Genomic DNA, 22,743 nt, shown 5'->3' with positions numbered 1-22,743 from the left:
GGTCTGGTTACCGTTGGCCGTTGCCCCAGACCGCACCACCACCGGCAGGCGGGCCGAGCGGAGCGAACAGCGATGACGAACGTCCGAACGGCCGAGTACCCCCGACCATCGCACGTGCTGCTGCACCTGTCCGATACCCACCTGCTGGGCGGCTCCGAGTTGCTCTACGGAGCGGTGGACAGCGCGCAGCGGCTCCGACAGGTCCTCGATCGGGTCGAGCAGTCCGGCAACCGACCGGACGCGCTGATCTTCACCGGAGATCTCGCCGACACCGGCGACCCGGCCGCCTATCGGCGACTGCGCAGCATGGTGGACCCGATCGCCGAGCGGACCGGCGCGAGGGTGATCTGGGCGATCGGAAATCACGACGATCGGGCCGCGTTCCGGACCGGACTGCTCGACCGCGAGCCTTCTGCCGCACCGGTCGACATCAGCTACCAGATCGATGGGCTGCGCGTCATCACCATGGACACCACCGTTCCCGGCCACCATCACGGCGAGCTGACGGTGCGGCAACTCGATTGGCTGGAGCACGAGCTGGCCACCCCGGCGCCCTTCGGAACCCTGCTGGCCCTGCACCACCCGCCGGTGCCGTGCGTGCTGGATCTGGCGGTGCTGGTGGAGTTGCGGGACCAACAGCGGTTGGCGGCGGTACTCAGCGGCAGTGACGTCCGCGGGGTCCTGGCCGGTCACCTGCACTACTCGACCACCGCACTGTTCGCCGGTATTCCGGTATCGGTGGCGGCAGCCACCTGCTACACCCAGGACCTGCAGCTGCCGGCCGGAGAGATGCGCGGGCAGGACGGCGCGCAGAGCTTCGGCCTGGTGCATGTCTTCCCGGACACGGTGACCTTCTCGGTGGTGCCGATCGGCAGTGGAGACACCGTCGGGGAGCCCGTCGACCGGGAGCAGACCACCCGGCGACTGGCCGCCGCCGGCGTCCGGATCGACGACCCCGATCGGACGCCGTATCGGCAGCTGAGCCCGGCTGCCTCAGCTGCCAGGTAGGCCGGCCGGCGGCTCGGATCCCGGGTAGTCGATCTCCCAGGGAGCCGGGATCGGGAAGTAGGTCTGCAGGAATTCGGTGACGCGTTGCGCCCTGACGACCGGATCGACCTCCGGCCTGCTGCCATCGTTCAAACAGAAGAAGTCCATCGATCGCTTGGCCAGCAACGCGTCCATCCGGTTGAGCCCGGCGGCGACAGTCGTGTCGAGGTAATCCACCCTGGCCGATTGCTGAACCACCGCGCGGCCAGTGATCAGCGCGTAGTAGTGGTAGAGCGAATTCGTCACCGAGATGTTCCCACTGGCGCGGAAGGCGCTGGCCGCGGTCGCCGCGAACTCGTCCGGGAACTCCTGCTGCAGTTGCTGCATCACGCTGCGCCGCAACGGTGTCGGCGCATGCGCGAGGTGCCGGGTCGTCACCACACCGAACTTCTCATGCAGCAACCGACGGTTCACCCTGGCGGCATTCTCGTAGCCGCTGCGCTCCTCGTTGCTGCGCCCCATGCCGATCCGGACGTCGGACTCGATGAACTTGCTGATGCCACCCGGCGAGAAGAACATCTGCGGGCCGACCGAACGGCCGAAGAACATGTCGTCGTTCGAGTACAGAAAGTGTTCGGCCAGGCCGGGAATGTGGTGCAGCTGGGACTCCACCGCCTGGGAGTTGTGGGTCGGCAGAACGGACGAATCCTCGAAGAACTCGACGCTACGGACGAAGGTGACCCTGGGGTCGTCGGCCAGCCAGGCCGGCCGGTCGGAATCGGTGGCCACAAAGATCCGGCGGACCCACGGCGCGTACAGGTGCACCGAGCGCAGCGCGTACTTCAACTCGTCGATCTGTCGGAAGCGTGCTTCGGAGTCGTCGCCGTCGCCGACCACGTATGCCTGCATACGTTTGGCCCGTTGCGCCTGCCATTCGATCGACGAGCCGTCCACCCAGGAGAAGATCAGATCGATCTCGAACGGGATGTCGGCGGAGTGTTCGGCGAACATGTTCTCGATGGTCGGCCAGGTCCGGCCGAATCGTTCGACGCTGCCGCGGACGGCCTCGTTCGTCGAGAGCACCCGCCGGGTGAGCGAATTCTCCATCGGCAGGGTGATCCGGTCGGCATCGAACTCCCACAACTCGATCTGCACCGCGGTCGACGCCCCGTAGGCGAGACCGCTGGTCAGCTCGATCCGCGGCCGGAACAGCCGGAAGATCCTCGCCTGTGACGCGTTGGACAGCCGGCCATCGGCCACCAGGATGGCCGGCCCGCCCTTGATGTCGACGGTCTTGGCGTAGAACGGCTGGTCGGCACAGGCGGCGACCAGACTGTCCCGCAGCCGCCGACGATCGGCCCAACCGACGGCGATCACCGGGCGCTCGTCGTTGCCCCGCACCAGCAGGTAGTCGATCCCGGCGGCATCCAGCGCGGCGCCGATGAAGATCAGGTCGGCGACCATCGCTTCGTGCGGCGTGGTGGTGGTGATCGCCAGCGCGTGGCGGCCCTTGTGACGAACGATCCCCGGCCGGTCCTGCAGGCGGGAACGCACCCGCGCCGACGGGGTGACGAAGGTGTCGTCGTCCGGCTCCGGCGGAACCAGGTACACCTCGCCGGGTCCGGAAGGAGCCACCATGGAGCTCCCTTCGCCGGAGTAGCCGTCGACGGCCGCTGCTGTGCAGTCTATGGCTCGCCCGGCCGGCGGTTCACCGGGTGCTGATCCGGAACACCCAGGCGTACTTGCCGGCCCGACGGGCGGCCGCCGGCACCGTGATCCGCAGGCTGCCGCCCTGCACCGTCCAGTCCAGCGGCCGGCCATGGCCGAGCATGGTGACCCGGTCGTTCGGCCGGATCGGCACCGGCGCGCTGACGGTGAGCGTCTCGCCCGGATCCTCCAGCGAGGTGATGTAGAACGCCTCGTTCTGCTTGACGGTGAACCGCAGGCTGCCGAGTTCGGCCATCCGTGACCAGTAGGTGGTGCCGTAGATGGATTCGGAGTTCACCCCCATCCAGGCGCCGGTCTCCCGGAGCCGTTGCTGCATGATCGCCGGGATGGTGCCGTCGAAGTTCGGTCCGATGTCCAGCAGGAAGTTGCCGTTCTTGCTGGTGGTGTCGACCAGGGTGTGCACCACCTCCTCGGCGGTCATGTACGCATCGTCCGGGGTTTCCCGGTTGATGCCGTAGGAACGCGGATCGAGGCCGCGGCTGGCTTCCCACTTCGCAACGACGGTGTTCGGATAGGTCGCGTACTCCGGGGTGGTGAAGTCGTGCTGACCGATCCCGCCGCGGTCGTTGAAGGTGACGCTCTTGGGTCGCGGACGGTTCATCGCCCGGTTGAAGTACTCCGCCAAGACCGCGAGGCTGTCGTTGACTCCGCCGATGTCGTACCAAATGACGTCCGGGTCGTACCCGTCGATCAGTTCGATCAGCTGCGGCGTCTGGTAGTCCTTGACGAAGTCCTTCCCGGCCTGATATCCGGTGTACGGCACAGACTTCTGGGTGTAGGGGTTGCGCGGCGCATGGCCGAGCCACGGGTTGTCCGGGTTGAACCACTCCGGCAGTGAGAAGTACAGCCCGTTACGCAGCTTCGGGGTGTAGCGACGGGACGCGGCGAACAGGTCGCCGATGATGTCGCGCTTCGGGCCCATCTTCACGGCGTTGCGATCGGACACCTTGGAGTCCCACAGGGCAAAGCCCTCATGGTGTTTGGAGGTGAGCACGTAGTACTCGGCACCGGAGGCCGCGATCAGCTCGACCCAGGAACGCGGGTTCCACTTCTCTGCGGTGAACATCGGAATGAAGTCGTCGTAGTTGAAGTCCGCGCCATAGGTGTCCCGGTGATGGGCGTAGGTCGGATTGTTCGGATCGTCCAGTTGCGCCCAGTACCATTCGGCGTATTGCTGACCGACCGGCGCCCAGCCCGGTACGGAATACACGCCCCAGTGGATGAAGATGCCGAACTTCGCGTCGCAGAACCAGTACGGCGCTTGATGTGTGCCGATGGATTCCGCCGTCGGGTGATAGCCGGGGACCCCCAGGTCGAAGGTCGCCGGCGCGTCGGCCACCGACCGGTTTCCGGACGTCACCAGCGCCGAACCGGCCGACGGTGTGCCGTCGGCATCACCGTCTTCGATGCCGATCCGCACCCGCAGTTGCTCGCCGGGACCGAGTCGGCGCACCCGGGCGGGGCTGACGGTACGGGCGCCCGGCGCCCGCACGCTCACCTGAAGATTGTCCGCGGGCAGCAGCCACACCGTGCCGGCGTTCACCACCGTCGCCTCGACCGACTGCGGACCGCCGTCCACCAGGCTGTTGGTCGTCGATCGGACATCGCGCAGCAGCAGCGATCTGCCGACCGCGGCCGGTTGCACGGTCAGCGCCCAGATGTGCAGACTTGCTGTCCCTGCCGCCGGCTGGCCCTGATCGGGCAACGACAGCGCCACCGCATCCTTGCCAGGGTCCAACGCCAGCGAAGCCACCCCGATCGACACCGGACTGTGGTCGACCGCGCCGTCGGGGCCGTAGCGGAAACTGCAGACGATCGGCCCGGCGGCCGAGTACCAGTTGGGTGCCGTCAGCCCGACGGTGGCGGTACTGCCGTCCTGGTAGTGGACCGTTACCTCGGCCGACGCCGGTCCGTATCCGGCGGAGACCAGCAGCTCAACGGAGAGGTACCGGCCGGCCGGCAACGGAATCTGCTGCCCGGTGGGAATCAGGTTGTTCGGAGTCCCGGCCGGCCAAGAGCCCGGCAACCGGAACGGCAGGTCGCCGACCAGCACGGTGCCGGTGGCCAATTCTTCGGCCGGGTAGGTGTAGCCGGATCCGTCGAAGTTGCCGTCGGGTGCATTGGCACCGGACACCGCGTCGTTGTTGAACAGCGCTGCCAGGTCCACCGGCGTCGGATCCGGCGGGGGCAGATAGACGTCGGAAGTCAGGGCGGGTGCCGCCGGCTGCGACCCGGGACCGGCGATGCCTGCGGCACGCGCAATCCCGGCCGGAGCCACGGTGGCCACCAGGGCAGCACCGCCGGCCAGCCCCAACACCCGTCGGCGTGAAATCTCTGCCATACCAACACTCCTCGTTGAGATCGGTGGACATCGGACTGTCCGGTCGGACTCTCCGGTCGGACTCTGTCGGGCGGGTTGGTCACGGTGCGAGAGTCAGGCGGGCCGGCAGAATTGATCGGATGTCCGTAGTGAGGTGTAGCCAGCACCAGCGACAATGTCAACACCGAGCCGCCAATCTGACGGCAAATTCATCCGATGTTACGAACGACGCCTCCGGTCGCGCGGAATCCACCACAGCGGGTTACCGGACGGTGGGGCGAACCCGTAGGTTCCGAAGAACCCGTCGCCAGTCGGCCTGATCCGGCGGCCGATCGGCCCGGGAAACGGCCTACTGGCGACGGGTTTTCAGGCCTTGCCGTCGAGTCCGAGACCGTTCAGCACGCCCTGCAGGTAGCCGATGGCATGGGCGCGGCCGCGGCTGATGTAGGCCCGGGACGACGTGTCCCCCCAGGTGTCGACGTCGCCGATCATCGCCGGTACGTGGTCGTCGATCAGGAAGCCGTCGAAACCGCGTTCGTGCAGCCGGCGGACCACGGCGGCCGGATCCAGGTTGCCGCCGCCCAGGAAGGTCTCGGTGAAGGCCGGCACGGTGCCGAGCACATCGCGGAAGTGACAGTAGAAGATCCGACCGGCCGGCGCGAGCAGGTCGATGACCTCTTCGACCGCGGCCTGGCCGCCCATCTCGGAAACGGTGCCGATGCAGAAGTTCAGCCCCCAGGCCGGACTGTCGCCGGCCCGCCGGTAGCCCTCCGCGATGGCCGCCGGTGAGGTGAAGATGCGGGCCGCGCCGCCGAGCGGTTCGTCGACCGGCGGGTCGTCCGGATGCAGCGCCAGCCGGACGCCGACCTGCTCGGCGACCGGCAGCACCGCGTCCAGGAAGTACTGGTAGTTGTCCCAGAGCTGATCGGCGCTGATCGGCTCGGTGAGCGGCTGGTCCGGAGTGAGTTTGTAGGTGGCCAGTTCGTTGCCGCGCACGGGCACCTCGGCCAGGTCGAACGCGGTGGCCACGGCGCCGCCGCGGCCGGCGGCCCGCATCCGGGTACGCCAGACGTAGGTCACCAGGAAGTTGTAGCCGAGCAGGTCGAGCCCGACGGCGGCCATGTTCCGGATCGTCGCCTGATAGTTCTCGATCTGCTCGTCGCGACCGGGAACGCCGCGCTGGATCTTCCAGAATGCCGACGCCGGAACGTTTTCCAACCCTTCGATGCGCAGCCCGTCGGCCGTGCAGCGGTCGACGATGGCCTGCAGGTCGGGCACCGACCAGACCCCATCGGTGAGCGGCAGGTTGCTCGGATTGTGCAACTGCACGCTGGCCAGACCGAGCTGATGGGCGAAGATCGCCACATCGTCGTCGTACTCGTCGACATGGCCGAGGGACAGCCGGATCGCCATGGTTCTCCATCCATCGGATCGGGTGCAGATGCAGGTCGGGTGCCGAGATGTCGACCGTGTCAGTATGGCCGCCGGCGCGATTCCGCCGGGTCCCGGGTTGAGGGTCAAGGGTTGAGGGTCCCGGTGGGAATGTCCGGGTGAAAGACTGCCGGAAGTTGACCCAACCTGGAGAGGCGAGACGGTGACCAGCAGCGAGGCACGAGTGGATCAGGAACTGGCGGGCAAGGTTGCCGTCGTCACCGGCGGCGGCAGCGGGATCGGCCGGGCAGCCGTCGAGCTACTGCTGGCCAGAGGCGCTTCCGCGACGGTCGGCTGCGTCGATCTGGCCGAGGCGGACCGGGTGTCGGCCGAGCTCGCCGACGCCGCCGACCGGGTTGACGCCCAGGTCGCGGACGTCACCGACGAGGACGCCGTTGCCGCCCTGATCGATGGCACCGCAACGCGTTTCGGCGCCCTGGACATCCTGGTGACGGCGGCCGGCGTGCAGCGCTACGGCAGCGCGGCGGACACCACCTCCGGCGAATGGGACGAGGTGCTCTCGATCAACCTGCGGGGCTGCTTCTACGCCGTCAAACACGCGGTGCCGCACCTGCGCGCCCGGGGCGGCGGCAGCATCGTTGTGGTCTCGTCGGTGCAGGCCTTCGTCACCCAGACCGACGTCGCCGCCTACACCGCCAGCAAGGGCGCACTGAACGCGCTGGCTCGCTCGATCGCCGTCGACGAGGCGGCCAACGGCATCCGGGCCAACGCCGTCTGTCCCGGGTCCGTCGACACCCCGATGTTGCGCGCCTCCGCCCGCCGGTTCTCCGACGGCACCGATGCCGGTGCCCAAGCCCTGATCGACAGCTGGGGTACCAGCCATCCGCTGGGCCGGGTGGCCCGGCCGCAGGAGGTGGCCGAGGTGATCGTCTTCCTGGCCTCGGACCGGGCGTCGTTCGTCACCGGCGCCTCGATCCCGGTCGACGGCGGCCTGATCGCCACCGTCCCGGTGGCGCTGCCGAGCGACTGACCGCCGGCCGTCAACGGCTCCCGGCCAGCTCCTGCTGATTCCCGGAATCCGGGTTCTCGGATTCGAGCAGCTCAAACCGGCATTGCGGTCCGGGCAAGGTTGCGAGCCGCCGGTCGGCAGTCAGCAGGATCGCATCGTGCAGCTCGGCCAACGCCACATAGACGGCGTCGTAGACAGTGAGGTTGTGCCGCAGCTGCCAGCAGCGGCGCAGCAGCGCCGGATGCTCGGCCCGACGAAGCGGCAGGTCACTCAGGTCGGCGAGCGCATCCGCGCTCCTGGCATCAGTGAGTGTCCCGGACCTGTTCAGCCTGCGGAGCACCGATGCGACCTCCACGTCGATCAGCTGCGGCGCCGCGAGGACCTCGCCTCTCAGCCTGCGGCGGGCGAGCAGTCCGTCCGCTCCGTCGTCAGCAAGAGCGGTGACCAGCACACTGGCATCAACGACGAGCACGGTCGTCCCGGACAGCAGCGACGGTGTCCGCGAACGGAGCGACCCCGCCGCGGCGGCCACCGGCCCGCTCGAGGATCTCCTCGAGTGTCGGTCGACTCGCTTCTTCGATCAGCCGCGCCCGTAAGTACTCCTGCAACGATTGATGCGCGGCGGCCGCCCGCTGTCGCAGGATCGCGTGGGTCTGTTCCGGCACATCCTTGATCTGTACGCTCGTCATGGCGCCATTGTGGCGCCACTGGCGCCATTTCACAAGCATTGCCCTTGACCTGCTTCTTCCTGTTCACTTTTGCCGATATCCGGACAATCTTGAGCTATTGACGCCGGGTCCCGGTGGTGGTGGCATGAGCTGACACCGTTGTCCGAACCCTCGGGAGAACCGCATGCGCCGTTCATTGGTGGCCTTCGTCAGCTGTTTGGCACTCGTCGCCGGGGTGACGACCACACAGTCGGCCGCGGCCGGCAGCGCCGCCGCACAAGCGCCCGAGTCCGCGCCGTCGCCGGCCGCGCACGGGCGGGAACTCCCGGCGGTCTATCCGAAGCCACAGTCGATGACGGCCCGCAACGGCCGGATCACGCTCGGCGACCGGGCGGTGCTGATCACCGGAGCCGGCAGCGACCCGGCCGCGGTGACCGCCGTCCGGGCGATCCTGGCCGAAGCCGGCGTGACGAACGTCAGCAGCGTCGACGACAGCAGGCCGGTCCCGCACGGGGTGCCGGTCTTCGTCGTCGGCGGGCCTGACGAGAACCGCGCCACTGCACCGGCTCTGCGTGATCTTCAGGTCGGCGGCCCGCAGACCCTGGCGGCCGACGGATACGTGCTGGTGGCCGGACAGGCACGCAACCAGCAACTGGTGGTGCTGGCCGGCAAGGACGCCACCGGCACCTTCTACGCCGCGCAAACCCTGCGCCAGCTGGTGACGAAGGACCACGGCAACGCCGGCATCCCCGGTGTGCAGGTCCGGGACTGGCCCTCACTGGCCCTGCGCGGCACCATCGAAGGCTTCTACGGCTACCCCTGGTCGGACGCACAACGGTTGCGCCAGCTGGATTTCTACGGCACGCACAAGATGAACACCTACGTCTACTCGCCGAAGGACGACCCGTATCTGCGGGCGCAGTGGCGCGATCCGTACCCCGCCGACCAACTCGCGGCCCTCAAGACCCTGGTCGATCGGGCCCGGGCCAACCATGTCGAGTTCACCTACGCGCTGTCCCCCGGGCTGTCCGTCTGCTACTCGTCGGCCGCCGACGAGCAGGCCCTGGTGGCGAAGTTCCAAACCCTGTGGGACATCGGCGTTCGGACCTTCGCGGTACCGCTGGACGACATCAGCTACACGAACTGGAACTGCGACGCCGACCGGGCGAAGTGGGGTACCGGTGGTGCCGCCGCCGGCCACGCCCAGGCGTATCTACTCAACCAGGTCCAGCAGAGCTTCATCGCCACCCATGACGGGGCACAGCGGCTGGAAATGGTGCCGACCGAGTACTACACGGTGAGCAACAGCCCGTACATCAGCGCGATCAAGGCCGACCTCGACCCGTCGATCATCGTCGAATGGACCGGCGTCGGTGTGGTGCCGGCCGCGATCACCAAGTCCCAGGCCCAGGCCGCGAACACGGTCTTCGGGCACGACATCCTGATCTGGGACAACTACCCGGTCAACGACTACACCACCAGCCGATTGCTGCTGGGGCCGTATGTCGGCCGCGACCCCGGGCTGCCGGTGTTCGGCATCACCGCCAACCCGATGATCCAGGCAGAGGCATCCAAGCTGGCCCTGTTCGGGGTTGCCGACTACACCTGGAACGACACGGGCTACGACGCCGATGCCGCCTGGCAGGCCGGCATCACCGAGCTGGCCGGCGGCGATCCGGCGACCAGGGAGGCGCTGGCCGCGTTCGCCGACCTCGAGTACTACTCCATCCTGGACACCAGGCAGGCGCCGGTGCTGGCCGATCGGACCGCACAGTTCTGGACGGCGTGGAACGCCGGCGACGCCCGGGCCCTGGCCTCCCTCGACCGCTATCTCGCGGTGATCCAGGGTGCCAGGCAGACGCTGACCGACCGGATGGACAACCCGTCGTTCGTCACCGACGCGGCGCCGTGGCTGGCCGCGACGGAGCTGTGGGGCAGCTCGGCCAGGGCAGCACTGCGGATGTTGGCCGACCAGCGCGCCGGGGACGGCGCCGCGGCCCTGACCGACCGCGCGGCGGCGACCGCGGCGATGGCGCAGGCAAAGACGGTGACCTATCACGGTCTCGGCGGCGACGCGGCGGTGCAGGTCGGCGACGGCGTACTGGATCGCTTCATCAACGATGCGCTGACGGCGAACGATCGCTGGCTGGGTACCGCCGGCGAGCGGGTCACCGCCGGCAGTTCGATGGCCACCTACCAGAGCTACCTGCCCTCGAACATGGTCGACGGCAACGATGCCACCTTCTTCTGGAGCTCTGCCGCACCCAATCCCGGCGACACCGTGCAGGTCGATCTCGGGGCGGTGAAGGACATCTCGGCGGTGAAGCTGCTGATGAGCAAGTCCGGCAGCGTCGACGACTACATCCACGACGGAGTCCTGGAGTATTCCGCCGACGGGACGACCTGGACGCCGATCGGCAGCTACTCGGACCAGGCGGAGATCAGCGCCGACCTGCCGGCCGGGACCGCCGCCCGGTACGTGCGGATGCGGGCGACCGCGGCCCAGACGAACTGGGTGGTCGTCCGGGAATTCCAGGTGGTCGGCCCGGACACCAGCGTCGGCACGGTGAGCGGAACCCCGTCCGCGGCAACCGGTTCCTCCCTGCACGCGGCGGCCGACGGCGATCCGGACACCGCTTACTCCGCCGCCTCGGCACCGGCCGACGGCGACGCCTTGTTGCTGACGTTGTCGAACGCACGGCCGCTGGATGCGGTGGTGGTAGCCGGCACCGGGCAGGCCGACGTGCAGGTGCAGCTCGACGGGCAGTGGCACACCATCGGTGCACTGGCCGCATCCGGCTACACCGAACTGACCGCCCGATCGGCGGGCAGCGACAGCGCTACCGCGATCCGGTTGCTCTGGACGCCGGGTTCGGCGGCCCCGAAGATCGCCGAGATCGTGCCCTGGTACGCCGATGTCGCGGCCGCGGAGATCGGCGTCAGCCCGGCGGTGGCCGAGACGACGGTGGCGACACCGACCGAGCTGACCACCACCATCACCGCGACCCGGATCACCGACCAGCGCGGGCGTTGGCAACTCATCGCCCCGAAGGGGGTGAAGGTCAAGCCGGCCACCAGGAGCATCACCGTGCACCGCGGCGACCAGCTGACGCTGCCGGCCACCGTCTCGTCGTCGACTGTCGGCGAGTATCCGGTCACCGCCGGATTCACCCCGCACTCGGGGGCTCCGGTGTCGGCGGCCGCGGTGCTCCGGGTGCACCCGAAGGTGAGTGACACCAATATCGCGCTCGCTGCGAACGGCGGCGTCGCAACGGCTTCCAGCACGGAGGACGATCTGCCGCAGTTCACTCCTGACCACGCGATCGACGGCAACAACGGCACCCGGTGGAGCTCGAACCACGCCGACGGCGAGTGGCTGCAGGTGAAGTTCGCGGCGCCGGCCCGACTCGGCAAGGTGGTGCTGCGCTGGGAGTCGGCCTTCGGTAAGGACTTCACCCTGCAGACGTCCGCCGACGGTGTGCAGTGGACAACGGCGGCTACCGTCAGCGGCGGCCTTGGTGGTGTGCAGACGCTGTGGATCGAGGCCGGCGACGTGTCGTACCTGCGCATGCAGGGGGTAGCCCGTGGCACCGCCTACGGCTATTCGCTGTACGAGCTGCAGGCCTACCCGATCGCCTGACCCGGCCTAGGCTTCGGTGATGGATGACCTCACCGAACTGCTGCACACCGTTGCTGACGAGGCCGGGCGGTTCCGCGCGGGACTGCCCGAACGTCCGGTGGCGCCGCGAGCCGATCTGGCCGGGGTACTGCCGGCGTTCGAGGGTCCGTTGCCCGACCACGGAGTACCGGCCGGGCAGGTGATCGCCGACCTGATCGGTGCCGGCCCTGGACTGATGGGCAGCGCCGGTCCGCGGTTCTTCGGCTTCGTGGTGGGCGGCGCGCTGCCGGCCGCCACCGCGGCGGACATGCTGGCCACCGGCTGGGACCAGGCCGCGTTCAACGCGGTGCTCTCGCCGGCGGCGGCCGCGGCCGAGCGGGTGGCCGGCGGCTGGCTCAAGGACCTGCTCGGCATCCCGGCCGGCGCCTCGGTGGGCTTCGTCACCGGCGCCCAGGGCGGGAACACCGTCGGCCTGGCCGCGGCCCGTCAGCACGTGCTGGCGGCGGCCGGTTGGGACGTCGGTGCCCGCGGGCTGACCGGCGCGCCGCGGGTACGGGTACTGGCCGGTCAGGAGCGGCATGCCACCATCGACGCCTCGTTGCGGCTGCTCGGGTTCGGCACGGACGGCATCGAGGCGGTGCCGGCGGACCGGCACGGTGCGATGGACATGGCCGCGCTGGCAACGATTCTCGCGGCGGACCCCGCCGACACACCCCTCATCGTCTGTCTGCAGGCGGGCAACGTGAACACCGGGGCGTTCGACGACCTGCGGGCCGGCGCCGAGCTGGCGCACGCCCGCGGCGGCTGGGTCCACGTCGACGGGGCGTTCGGGTTGTGGGCCGGCGCCAGTCCACGGCTGCGGCAGCTGGTGGACGGTGTGGAGTTGGCCGACTCCTGGTGCGCCGACGGGCACAAGTGGCTCAATGTGCCGTACGACAGCGGGTTCGCCTTCTGCTCCCGCCCGGCCGCCCAGGCCACCGCGATGTCGTACTCAGCCTCGTACCTGTCCGGCTCGGAGGCGATCTCCTACGGGCCGGGCGATCTGGTTCCCGAATCGTCGCGCCGGGCACGGGGTTTTGCGGTCTGGGCGGCCCTTCGCGAACTCGGTCGCGACGGGGTGGCCGATCTGGTCGAGCGGTGTTGCGCACTGGCCCGCCGGTTCGCCGACAGTCTGACCGAAGGCGGCGCCACCGTGGTCAACGAGGTCGTGCTGAACCAGGTGCTGGTGGATGTCGAGCACCCCGGTGCAGCGGACCCGGCGCGGGTGGACAGGATCATCGACGCCGTGCAGCGGGAGGGCACCTGCTGGCTCGGCGGCACCACCTGGCGCGGGCGGCGGCTGATCCGGGTGTCGGTGTCCAACTACGCCACCACCGAGGCTGACGTGGACGCCTCGGTGGCCGCGGTGCTGCGGGTGATCAACGGAACGGCCTGACGGCGAAGTGCGTGCGGGGTGCCGCCTGAACCCACTCGGTTGCATCGGACCCGAATTGGTCGGTGGCGGTCAGCGGTGTGCGCGAACCTGGCCGAGCCGCCCACTCAGGAACGAACGCTCGACGGCGTTGTCGGTGAGCGCCAATGCCTCTTGGTAGGCGTCTGCCGCCTCCGTCCACCGGTGCAGCCGGCGCAGGAAGTCGGCCCGGGCAGCACTCAGGTAGCTGTAGGTCGCGATCGTCGATTCGTCCAGCAGTGGTTGCAGGGCATCCAATCCGGCCTGCGGGCCGTCCCGCATGCCGATCGCAACGGCCCGGTTCAGTTCCACCACCGGCGATGGCCACCGGGCGCGCAGCAGGTCGTACAGCCCGACGATCTCGGCCCAGTCGGTGTCGTCCCAGCACGCCGCCTCGGCGTGAACGGCGGCGATCGCCGCCTGCACCGCGAAAGTCCCCGGCGACGATCCGGCGAGCGCGGCGGCCAACAGCCGGGCACCCTCGTCGATCTTGCCCCGATCCCACCGACTGCGGTCCTGGTCGGGCAACAGCACCAACTCACCGGCCGGCGTCAGCCGGCTGTCCCGGCGGGCGTCGATCAGCAGCATCAGCGCCAGCAGGGCCGCGACCTCTGGCTGGTCCGGGAGCAGCTCGCGGAGCTGACGGGTCAGGCCGATCGCGTTGTCCAGCAGGTCGTTGCGGACCAGTTGGTCTCCGATCGGCGCGGTGTGTCCGGTGCTGAACACCAGGTGCAGAACGTCGAGGACGACCGCCACCCGCTCCGGCAGGTCGCGATCGGAGGGCACCCGGAAGGGAATCCGCGCTCCACTGATCTTCTTCTTCGCCCGGGTGATCCTGGCCGCCATGGTGGATTCGGTGACCAGAAAGGCGCTGGCCACCTCCGCGGTGGACAGTCCGCACAGCAGCCTCAGCGACAGTGCGACCTGGGCATCCCCGGACAGCGTCGGGTGGCAGCAGATGAAGATCAGGGCCAGCCGGTCGTCAACCGGGACCTCTGCCGGGGAGCCATTCGGATCGGCCGCCGGATCCTCGACCGGATCGTCGACGACCAGTTGGGGCATCACCCGCCGGAACCGGGACTCGCGCTGCAGCACGTCTTTTGCCCGGTTCCGCGCGACCGTGGTGAGCCACCCGCCGGGAGATGCGGGGATGCCGGAGGCCGGCCAGGTCTGCAACGCCCTGGCATACGCGTCCTGACAGCACTCCTGCGCCAGGTCGAGATCCCTGGTGACCCGGACCGTCGCCGCCAGCACCCTGGCCCACTCGGTGCGGTGAGCGGCGGCCAGCACCTGCCGGACCCGATCGAGCGGGGCCGGTAGGTCGGGCGGATCGGTCGGGTCCGGCGGGTCCGGGGTCAACTGGCGGCCGTCATCGGCCGGATCTCCACCCCGCTGTGACCGGCGCCGTTCTCCGGGAGCAACCGGGCCAGCGCGACCGCGGCATCCAGGTCGGCGGCCTCGATCAGGTAGAAGCCACCGAGCACCTCCTTCGTCTCCAGGAACGGCCCGTCGGTGACGGTCGGTGCGCCGTCGCCGCTGCCGCGCAGACTCGTTGCGGTGACGGTCGACATCAGCTCCCCGCCGGCCAGCACGGCCGCACCCGCCGTCGCGTGGAAGGCGCGGTGCCCGGCGTCGATCCGTTGCCGCTCCTGCTCGGTCATGCTGTCCCACTGCTGCTCGTCGCCGTAGATCCCGATCAGGTACTTCGCCATGTTCTTCCGTCCTTTCGTCAGGGCCCGGTCGGCCCGATCACCTCTACGACGATCGGCCCGCCCCGCCATCGACACCGAGGCCGGGCAACCTCACGACTCGTCGCCCGCCCTCTTGCCTGCCGGGGTCGCAGGTAGTGGGCGCGGCCAGGCCGCTCCCTCTGCGCGCTCGATGTCACGATTGAACCTGGCCAGGACCTCGACGAAGTCCGAAATTTCCGCCGCCGTCCAGTCCCGCAGGATCTGGCTCAGGCCGTTGACGTTCGTCTCGCGGTCGCTGTGCAGCCGGCGCCGACCCTGCTCAGTGATCCGGAATTTCCGGGCGATGCCTCCGTCCGGGTCCGGGATCCTTTGCAGCAGACCGGCTCTCATCATCGCGGTGGTCTGGCGGTTGACCGTCGACGCATCCAGCCGGAAGGCATCACTGAGCTGCCCGATCGACATCGGACCGTCGAGTTCGATCCGACTGAGCACCACGTAGGCACTGCGGTCCAGCCTGCCCTCGGGGATGCGGGTCCGTGAGGTGGAGAGGTACCCGTGCCTGGCCAGCAGCATCGTCTCGAACTCCAGCGCCGAGATCGGCTCGTCCATCACCGTGCCTCCGTGGGTATAGATGTGGCTGTCCCCAGGTATATCACGGTGATGTGTAACACACACATTATATGCATCATGCACATCACGTGTAGGGTTCCCGGGTCGGCCGGTCGCCGATCCGCAGGCAGTCACTTTCTGCCCGGCTGATCCCTTGGGAGTACCAGATGAGTGAACTCACGCCGTCCGCATCCGCGCCGGCGACCGGTCGGATCGTCGGGGTGCTGGCCTTCGCCGGCATCGTCGCCGCGATCATGCAGACCCTGGTGGTGCCGTTGCTCGGCAACCTGCCGGAGATGCTGAACACCACCGCCTCCAATGCCACCTGGGTGGTGACCGCGACCCTGCTGACCGCGGCCGTCGCGACGCCGACCGCCGGCCGGCTGGGCGACATGTTCGGCAAGCGACGAATCCTGCTGCTGTGCACAGTCCCGTTGATCATCGGATCGGTGGTGTGCGCGCTGTCGTCGGGGTTGCTGCCGATGATCGTCGGCCGTGGCCTGCAGGGCCTCGGCATGGGCGTGGTCCCGCTCGGGATCAGCCTGATGCGCGACGTGGTGCCGGCCGAGAAACTCGGCTCCTCCGTCGCCGTGATGAGTGCCTCGCTCGGTGTCGGCGGCGCGCTCGGGCTGCCGTTCGCCGCGATCGTGGCGCAGAACACGAGCTGGCGGGTGCTGTTCTGGGTCGCCGCCGGCCTCAGCGTTGTGGTGGCAATCCTGGTCAGCTCGCTGGTTCCGGCCGGCCGGAAAGCGGAGACCAGCAGTCGGTTCGACCTGGTCGGCGCGATCGGCATCGGCATTGCCCTTGTCGCCCTGTTGCTCGGCATCTCCAAGGGCTCGGACTGGGGCTGGGGCAGCGCGACCACGCTCGTCATGCTGATCGGATCGGTGGCGGTGCTGCTGGCCTGGGGCTGGTGGGAGCTTCGGACCAAGGACCCGCTGGTCGACCTGCGGGTGACGGCACGTCCACAGGTTCTGCTGACGAACGTCGCGTCGATCCTGATCGGCTTCTCGATGTACGCCCAGTCGCTGGTGATCCCGCAACTGCTGCAGCTGCCGGCCGCCACCGGATACGGCCTGGGCCAGTCGATGATCCAGATGGGCCTGTGGATGGCGCCGGCCGGCCTGATGATGATGCTGGTGGCGCCGGTCGGTGCGAAGCTCTCGGCCGCCAAGGGCCCGAAGGTGACCCTGATCGTCGGCGGTCTGGTGATTGCGGTCGGCTATGCGATCTCCATGCCGCTGCTCGGCAGCACCCTCGGCCTGCTGGTCGTGACGCTGATCTGCGGTACCGGCACCGGCTTCGCCTACGGTTCGATGCCGGCGCTCATCATGGGCGCCGTGCCGCTGTCGGAGACCGCCTCCGCCAACAGCTTCAACACCCTGATGCGCTCGATCGGGACCTCGTTCGCCGCCGCCGTAATCGGGGTTTTGCTGGCACAGATGACGACGGACTTCGGTGGCACCTCGCTGCCTTCGGAGGCCGGCTTCCGAACCGTCCTGCTGATCGGCGCGGGTGTGGCTCTGCTAGCGGCCGCGGTGACGTCGCTGATTCCGGCACGGCAACAGGCGTCCGTCACCGCCCCGCAAAGGGCCGGCGCCGGGGTCTGACGAGAACAACACCTCGGGTGCACCAGGAATGCGCTGTACGCCACTGCTGGTGCACCCGACAGGTTCAGCGCGGCTCGCCGCGCAGCGGACGGCCCGGGTAGGCATCGACCAGCAACTGCCCGTCGGCGATGACCGAGGTGCCATTGACCAGCAAGTGCCGGATGCCGTCCGACGGCCGGGTTGGTGCGGTGTAGGTGGCGCGGTCGCCGACGACATCCGGGTCGAGCAGCACCAGGTCGGCGTCGGCGCCGATCCCCAGGTGCCCCTTGGCCTTCGCCGTCGGTGCGATCTCGTCCAGCACCCTGGACGGCAGGTACGAGCAGCGCCGGAACGCTTCCAGCCAGCTCCATTGATTGCTGTCCCGCACCATCGTCCGCAACGACCGGCAGAAGGTGCCGGCCGTCCGCGGGTGGGTGGCACCATCGGCCGGCAGCGGCCAACGCCGCGGGTCGGCCACCAGACCGGGCGACAGCACCGGCATTGCGTCGCTGGCCACCACGGCGTCGGGGAAGGCCAGCGACGACTGCAGCAGCGCGGCGTCGACCGGGTTGTTCTCGTCGAGGAACTCCACCAGCACCTCGGTGGCCGGTCGGTCGGATCGCAACTGCCGCAGCCGATCCACCGACCCGATCCGCTCACCGGACTCCACGACCACCATGCTGGACGGCTCGATTCCCCAGTGCGTCAACCGTTCCGGCGCCAGGAACGCGGCGCCGACGGCGGTCGATCCGGCTCCGTACGGATAGGTCTCGACGGTGACCCTGGCGCCGGCCAGCCGCGAGCGTTCGATGGCCGACAGCACCCGGTCGATGTGTCGGCGTGAGGTGGAGTTGACATGACAGTGATGCATTGCCGCGCCGGTCTCCGCGGCCGCCCGCAGCACCTCGTCGGATCCGTCAACGGGAGTGCCGGGGTCGGCCTCGACCAGCTCGCGGACATGGGTGAAGGTGGGCGCACCGGCAGCGGCCGCCAGCCGCGCGACCGCGAGGTACTCCGCCGGATCGGTCTGCGGTGCGTAGCCCAACAGCACCCCGACACCCAGTGCGCCGTCGGCGATCTCGCGTTCGAGCAGGGCCAGCCAGCCGGTCAGCTCGGCCGCCGTCGACGACCGCTGCCAGCCGACGTCGCCGAGCAACCCGAGGGTGCCGTCGATGGTGGCGTCCGGCTGCACGCCGATCAGCACCTGCGCCCTGGCCGCCGCCCAGGAGGCCGAGAACCCGTAGTTGAGCGGCCTGCCCTCGGCGGCCGCGGCGGAGTAGGCCAGCCCGATCGGCATCAGCCCGGCCTCCAGATCGAGCGCCGTCGTCACCCCGTCGAAAGCCTGCAGGCGTTGCCCGGCGATCGAATGCACGTGGCTGTGCAGGTCAACGAAGCCCGGCCCGACGACTAGACCGGCGGCATCAAGAACCTCCGCATCCGCGGCATCGATCGCCGCGGACACCTCGGCAATCGACCCGTCCCGGACCAGCACGTCGCGCACCGCATCGGTGCCGTCACCGGGGTCGATCACCCGACCACCGCGGATCAGCAATGACGAGCTCACCCGCGGCCGGCCGGCACGTTGATCCTGGCCGCGAACCGTCCACCGATGTGCGCGCCGGTGACGGCGCCGTCCGGCGAGCGGAAGAACACGCCCTTCATGCCCTTGCTGGAACCGTCGACGGCGATGAACCGGTCGCCGTCCGCGCCGACCATGCCGAGCGCCACCGGCGGTTGCGCGAAGTCCTCTTCGCTGGCGCCGAGGGCCTCGAGGAAGGCCGGTTTCGCCTTCATATCCGCCGACAGGCGATGTCCGTCAACGGAGATGTCGATCGCCATCGCCACTGTCTCGTACTGCCCGGCGTAGCCGCTCAGTTCCGCGTCCGTGCGGTCGGTGGGCTCCGGCTCGACCTCTTGCACGCCGGCAAATTCGGCCAGCGCGGCCTTCACCACCGCGGTGTTGAAGCTCCCACCGGGCCCGGACGCGTTGGTCAGCGTCGCGATGCCGAAGCTGCGCTCGGGCACCATCACGAACGCCGACTCCTGCCCGATGGTGTTGCCGCCGTGGCTCACCAGGCGCACCCCGTCGACGTCGGCCAACATCCAGGAGATGCCGATGTGATCACCGAGGGCGGATCCTTCGATGTCGACGGTCGGCTGCTGCATCCGCTTCAGGGTCGCTTCCTCGAGCACCCGGCTGCCGTCGGCGGCGGTGCCGTCACCGAGATGGAACCTGATCCAGGACACCAGGTCACCGGCGTTGGCCGTGAGCCCGCCGGCCGGAGCGCCGGACCGCGGTAGGCCCCAGGGCCGGGCAACGGCGAGCGCGTCCTCGCCCGCCGGCACGTGCCCGACCGCGAACCGGCGGGTCATCGCATCGTCGCCCGAGGTGAAGGTGTGCTCGAGGCCGAGCGGCGTCAGCACCAGCTCCTGGATCGCCTGCTCGAACCGTTGTCCGGTCACCACTTCGATGATCCGGCCGGCCACCGACAGCGAGGCGTTGTTGTAGGACATCGCCGTCCCGGGCGCGAACTCCTGCTCGAGGCCGGCCATCGCGGCGACGAACCTCTCGATGGATTCCGGGCCGTTGTCCGACGCATCGCCCATCCGGTCCCCCGACCAGCCGGCGGTGTGGTTGAGCAGTTGTAGCACCGTGACCGCCGCCGAGGCCGCCTCGTCGGACACCCGGAAGTCCGGCAGATACTGCCGGACCGGCGCGTCGAGATCGATCCGGCCGTCCTGCACCAGGCGCATGATTGCCGTGCCGGTGAACGTCTTGCCGGTGGAGCCGAACTGGAACAACGTGTTCTCGTCGACCGGCAGCGGGTTCTCGATGCTGGTCACCCCGTGATAGGCGTAGGAGGCGTCGCCGTCGAGCCACACTCCGACGGACACGCCGGGGACCCCGGCCAGTTCGGCCTGTTCGGTGACGATCGCCTGCAGTCGCTCGGTGACGTTCATGTCTCTCCTCGTTGTTCGTGGTTGGGCTTATTCGCGCACCAGCAGATAGCTGCCGCCGGCGGTGAATCCGTCGATCCGCCAGCCGGACTGCAGTGGTTCCATCGCATCACGGACGGCGATGCGCCACCGGCCGGCCAGGTCGGGGTCGACCCGGCGGAGCTGCTCGATGTTCGCCGGTGTCGCCACCCACGCCCGGTCGCCCTCGATCGTCCCGGCCACCGGGCGGCCGTCGCCGTCGGGTTCCAGCAGCCGCTGGCGATCACCCACCGGCTCTACGGCGACCCTGGGAACCGCCGGCAGCTGCAGGTCCCACCGGGCGAGCAGCCGGTCGCTGCCCTGCCCGGCGTTCCGGCCGTCCGCCATCTCGCCGTAGAAATCCGGGTAGTACCGCACGAACTCGGCGCCCAGATGGGCGTTGAACCCGGCGTTGCGCCGGACCAGCGGGTCGAAGGTCCAGGTGATCGAGCGGAGTCCGCGCCGGATCGCCCACCCGCGTTGGTGCAGCTTGAGCGCGCTGCCGATCCCGTGTCGCTCCGTTCCCGGTGCCACGGCGGCGATATGCGAGTGCATCGAGGCCACTGGTGACTCGGTCCCGCCCACCTCCGCCGACCGCACGTCGGTGGCCAGGAACCCGACGCCGGCCGCGGCGAGCCGACCGTCAGCGGTGTAGGCCGCGGCGACATACGAACCGGAGTGGACCAGCGCCCGCAGCACATCGGCGCTGATCGGCGGCCGGTCCCGGTCGGTCTCCCAGACGGTCCGGAACAACTGCTCGACGTCCTTGAGCCGACCAGGGCTCACCACCTCGTCGACGGTCACCCCGGCACGCTGCGCGGCGGCCTGTGCCACCTGGTCGGCGTGCCGCTGCGGCGTCGGCAGGGTTCGAGATACCTGAGTCACCTTGTCAGAATGGTGCCTCACCTCGGTCGGTCCTTCGTCGGCGCAGCAGAATCGACACCCGCTACTTGGTGCGGTTGGCCTATCGGCGGCGAGGTTCCCGCCGCCGACCTTCCCGCCGCCGACCCTCCGGCCGACAACGTGGGGGCCGACGACGGCGCCCGTCCGTCGAAACCGACCAGCCGCAGTTGCAGCATCGCGGCGAACCGGACCCGCGGGTCGGCCAGGTCCAGGCCGCCGATCTGCACGATCCGACGCAGTCGGTAGCGAAAGGTGTTGGGATGCACCCGTACCCGTTCCGATGCTGCCGTGACGTCGCCGAGCTCTTCGAGATAGGACCACAGCGTCGGCACCAGTTCGGCGTTGTGGTTGCCGTCGTAGTCGGCCAGCGCGGCCAATGAGCCCCAACCCCGGTAGCCCTCGGCCTCGGCCCGATCGCTGAGCTCGATCAGCAAGGCCTCGGCGAATACCTCGTCGATGCCGGCGACCGAGATCGTCGCACCCGGCCGACGGAGCACCCGCAGCGCCCGGTCGGCGTCGGCCCGGGAGCGTTCCAGGTCCCGAAGATCGTGCGCGACCCGGCCGATGCCGACCGCGACCCGGAGCCGGGACCCGGTGCGCGCCACGAAGTTCTCGGCGATCCGCCGGGCGGTCGAGGTGGCCCGGTCACCGCTGTCACTGGGCAGGACGCCGTAGGCGATCCCGCCGATCAGCGCGCTCGCCGAACGTGGATGCACCGCCGACAGGTGCAGGCTCAGCGCATCGGCGATCTGCTGCCTGCCGACCTCCAGGTCTGCCTGTGGGCCCAGTTCGGCCTCGTCCAGGGGGGTGGCGGCCAACACCACGGTCGCGCCGGCGCCGAGCCCCAGTCGGGCGGCGGCGGACACCGCCTCGGAGCCGCCGCGGAGCACCGTGGCCACCAGATCCGAGCGCACCCGGCGCTCGACGTCCGCCCCGGCCCGCTGTCGCAACAACTGCAGAGCCACCACGTGCGCGGCGTCGATGAAGGCATCCCGTCGCTGCGACGTCAGCTCCGCGTCGACCGCTGCCCACATCGATCCGAGGATTTCGTCGCCGGCCCGGATCGCAATGGCGGTGCGGGACTTGGCGATCGACGGCTCACCCAGGTCCCGGTGATCGACGAACACCGGCCCGCCCTCCCGGAACATCCGGCGGAACACCCCGATCCGCTCGAGTTTGTCCCGGTAGGCTGCCGGCACCTGACGGCCGAGCACCGTTTCGATCCGGGACGCGTCCGCGGCGTCCTGCCCGCCGGAGAAGGCCAGTACCCGCGACGCCCGGTCCTCGATCGTCACCGGTGCATCGATCAACGCGCTCACCGCGTTGGCGACCGCGAACAGGTCGCCGTTGGGAGCTCCGTCCGGGAGGCCGGCGTCGGCCCCGACCCAGCTGACCTGGCCCTCCCCGATGACGGTCCGCACCAGGCTGGTGATCTGCGTCCAGGTGGCCCCGTGGGTCAGCTCCAGCAGGACCGCCCCGGCTTCACCGACGGCCCGCTGCACCACCGGCCCGGCCTCCGCCGGTGCCCGCACCACGACAGCCGAAACCTGCAGCCCGGACAGCGATTCCAGCAGGCCGACGATTCCGTCCGACCCGCTGACGCCCACCGCGAGCACGACGGCGTGCGGCGGCACGATCTCCTCGTCCAGCGGGTCGTGGATCACCACCGCCTCGACCGGACGGTCGTCCGCGACACCGGCGGCCAGCGACAGCAGGGTGCCACCGAGATGCGCCAGCAAGCCGGCCAGCGTGGCCCTGTCACCTGTCGTGGCGGTGGTCCGCACGTGCGCTCCGCTGGCCAT

The 22,743-nt window shown here is 69.4% G+C and carries 17 protein-coding genes; 5 read left to right on the top strand and 12 right to left on the bottom strand.

The window, feature by feature from the left end:
* The first annotated feature begins 72 nt into the window (after positions 1-72).
* A complete protein-coding gene (locus K340_RS0108415) occupies positions 73-1,008 on the top strand; it encodes a phosphodiesterase (RefSeq protein ID WP_029136393.1) in 936 nt (311 codons plus the stop codon).
* Here the strand turns inward: K340_RS0108415 and K340_RS0108410 are convergent.
* From K340_RS0108410 to K340_RS0108400, 3 genes are all read right to left on the bottom strand, one after another.
* A complete protein-coding gene (locus K340_RS0108410) occupies positions 994-2,451 on the bottom strand; it encodes a stealth family protein (protein WP_051265690.1) in 1,458 nt (485 codons plus the stop codon). The genes K340_RS0108415 and K340_RS0108410 overlap by 15 nt on opposite strands.
* Before the next feature lie 244 nt (positions 2,452-2,695).
* Entirely contained in the window at positions 2,696-5,056 is a 2,361-nt protein-coding gene (locus tag K340_RS0108405; RefSeq protein WP_029136391.1) for an alpha-L-fucosidase, read from the bottom strand.
* Positions 5,057-5,401: 345 nt separating this feature from the next.
* Positions 5,402-6,448 (bottom strand): mannonate dehydratase, encoded by a 1,047-nt coding sequence (locus K340_RS0108400; RefSeq protein WP_029136390.1) that lies wholly within the window; start codon positions 6,446-6,448, stop codon positions 5,402-5,404.
* Between the two features lie 181 nt (positions 6,449-6,629).
* Here K340_RS0108400 and K340_RS0108395 point away from each other — a divergent pair, with 181 nt between their 5' ends.
* Complete coding sequence (locus K340_RS0108395; protein WP_211229335.1) at positions 6,630-7,457, top strand: SDR family NAD(P)-dependent oxidoreductase; 828 nt, start codon at positions 6,630-6,632, stop codon at positions 7,455-7,457.
* A 10-nt stretch (positions 7,458-7,467) separates the two neighbouring features.
* On the opposite strand, the gene K340_RS28435 is transcribed toward K340_RS0108395, so the two are convergent.
* Both K340_RS28435 and K340_RS0108385 read right to left on the bottom strand, forming a co-directional pair.
* The gene (locus tag K340_RS28435) at positions 7,468-7,908 is read right to left on the bottom strand and encodes a type II toxin-antitoxin system VapC family toxin (protein WP_051265490.1); all 441 of its coding nucleotides are present in this window, start codon (positions 7,906-7,908) and stop codon (positions 7,468-7,470) included.
* On the bottom strand, positions 7,895-8,125 hold the full coding sequence (locus K340_RS0108385) for a FitA-like ribbon-helix-helix domain-containing protein (RefSeq protein WP_029136388.1): 231 nt from the start codon (positions 8,123-8,125) through the stop codon (positions 7,895-7,897). The genes K340_RS28435 and K340_RS0108385 overlap by 14 nt, the downstream gene beginning before the upstream one ends.
* A 163-nt stretch (positions 8,126-8,288) precedes the next feature.
* Between K340_RS0108385 and K340_RS28430 the strand changes: the two genes are divergently transcribed.
* Together K340_RS28430 and K340_RS0108375 are read left to right on the top strand one after the other, a co-directional pair.
* Entirely contained in the window at positions 8,289-11,744 is a 3,456-nt protein-coding gene (locus K340_RS28430; protein WP_084614186.1) for a beta-N-acetylglucosaminidase domain-containing protein, read from the top strand.
* Between the two features lie 19 nt (positions 11,745-11,763).
* Entirely contained in the window at positions 11,764-13,158 is a 1,395-nt protein-coding gene (locus tag K340_RS0108375) for a pyridoxal phosphate-dependent decarboxylase family protein (RefSeq protein ID WP_029136387.1), read from the top strand.
* Positions 13,159-13,227: 69 nt separating this feature from the next.
* Here K340_RS0108375 and K340_RS0108370 read toward each other — a convergent pair whose 3' ends face one another.
* The 3 genes from K340_RS0108370 to K340_RS28425 all read right to left on the bottom strand — a co-directional run bounded on the left by K340_RS0108370 (position 13,228) and on the right by K340_RS28425 (position 15,473).
* Positions 13,228-14,532 (bottom strand): RNA polymerase sigma factor, encoded by a 1,305-nt coding sequence (locus tag K340_RS0108370; RefSeq protein WP_029136386.1) that lies wholly within the window; start codon positions 14,530-14,532, stop codon positions 13,228-13,230.
* Positions 14,529-14,885 (bottom strand): YciI family protein, encoded by a 357-nt coding sequence (locus K340_RS0108365; protein WP_029136385.1) that lies wholly within the window; start codon positions 14,883-14,885, stop codon positions 14,529-14,531. Before K340_RS0108365 ends, K340_RS0108370 begins: the two co-directional genes overlap by 4 nt.
* Before the next feature lie 90 nt (positions 14,886-14,975).
* On the bottom strand, positions 14,976-15,473 hold the full coding sequence (locus K340_RS28425; protein WP_037363535.1) for a MarR family winged helix-turn-helix transcriptional regulator: 498 nt from the start codon (positions 15,471-15,473) through the stop codon (positions 14,976-14,978).
* A gap of 167 nt (positions 15,474-15,640) precedes the next feature.
* Between K340_RS28425 and K340_RS28420 the strand changes: the two genes are divergently transcribed.
* Positions 15,641-17,083 (top strand): MFS transporter, encoded by a 1,443-nt coding sequence (locus K340_RS28420; RefSeq protein WP_051265485.1) that lies wholly within the window; start codon positions 15,641-15,643, stop codon positions 17,081-17,083.
* Positions 17,084-17,147: 64 nt separating this feature from the next.
* Here the strand turns inward: K340_RS28420 and K340_RS0108350 are convergent, their stop codons facing one another.
* Genes K340_RS0108350 through K340_RS28410 form a run of 4 tightly spaced genes read right to left on the bottom strand, consistent with a single transcriptional unit; the run spans position 17,148 to position 22,725 of the window.
* Positions 17,148-18,626, bottom strand: coding sequence for an amidohydrolase family protein (locus K340_RS0108350; protein ID WP_211229334.1), 1,479 nt, complete (start codon positions 18,624-18,626; stop codon positions 17,148-17,150).
* Complete coding sequence (locus tag K340_RS28415; protein ID WP_037363533.1) at positions 18,623-20,023, bottom strand: serine hydrolase domain-containing protein; 1,401 nt, start codon at positions 20,021-20,023, stop codon at positions 18,623-18,625. Before K340_RS28415 ends, K340_RS0108350 begins: the two co-directional genes overlap by 4 nt.
* A 27-nt stretch (positions 20,024-20,050) precedes the next feature.
* Positions 20,051-20,923, bottom strand: a complete 873-nt coding sequence (locus K340_RS0108340; RefSeq protein WP_211229333.1) for a hypothetical protein — start codon at positions 20,921-20,923, stop codon at positions 20,051-20,053.
* Positions 20,924-20,940: 17 nt separating this feature from the next.
* Positions 20,941-22,725, bottom strand: coding sequence for a PucR family transcriptional regulator (locus tag K340_RS28410; RefSeq protein ID WP_211229332.1), 1,785 nt, complete (start codon positions 22,723-22,725; stop codon positions 20,941-20,943).
* Between the last annotated feature and the right edge of the window lie 18 nt (positions 22,726-22,743).

Source organism: Nakamurella lactea DSM 19367 (assembly GCF_000426645.1).
GTDB classification, from domain to species: domain Bacteria; phylum Actinomycetota; class Actinomycetes; order Mycobacteriales; family Nakamurellaceae; genus Nakamurella; species Nakamurella lactea.
This window is presented reverse-complemented; position numbering and strand designations above follow the sequence as displayed.

Bases quoted from the DNA above. Each gene is read 5' to 3' on its own strand.
- K340_RS0108375 (WP_029136387.1), top strand. From the start codon at position 11,764: ATGGATGACCTCACCGAACTGCTGCACACCGTTGCTGACGAGGCCGGG.
- K340_RS28430 (WP_084614186.1), top strand. From the start codon at position 8,289: ATGCGCCGTTCATTGGTGGCCTTCGTCAGCTGTTTGGCACTCGTCGCC.
- K340_RS0108415 (WP_029136393.1), top strand. From the start codon at position 73: ATGACGAACGTCCGAACGGCCGAGTACCCCCGACCATCGCACGTGCTG.
- K340_RS28420 (WP_051265485.1), top strand. From the start codon at position 15,641: ATGAGTGAACTCACGCCGTCCGCATCCGCGCCGGCGACCGGTCGGATC.
- K340_RS28415 (WP_037363533.1), bottom strand. From the start codon at position 20,023: ATGAACGTCACCGAGCGACTGCAGGCGATCGTCACCGAACAGGCCGAA.
- K340_RS0108385 (WP_029136388.1), bottom strand. From the start codon at position 8,125: ATGACGAGCGTACAGATCAAGGATGTGCCGGAACAGACCCACGCGATC.
- K340_RS0108410 (WP_051265690.1), bottom strand. From the start codon at position 2,451: ATGGTCGCCGACCTGATCTTCATCGGCGCCGCGCTGGATGCCGCCGGG.
- K340_RS0108365 (WP_029136385.1), bottom strand. From the start codon at position 14,885: ATGGCGAAGTACCTGATCGGGATCTACGGCGACGAGCAGCAGTGGGAC.
- K340_RS0108405 (WP_029136391.1), bottom strand. From the start codon at position 5,056: ATGGCAGAGATTTCACGCCGACGGGTGTTGGGGCTGGCCGGCGGTGCT.
- K340_RS0108400 (WP_029136390.1), bottom strand. From the start codon at position 6,448: ATGGCGATCCGGCTGTCCCTCGGCCATGTCGACGAGTACGACGACGAT.
- K340_RS28425 (WP_037363535.1), bottom strand. From the start codon at position 15,473: ATGGACGAGCCGATCTCGGCGCTGGAGTTCGAGACGATGCTGCTGGCC.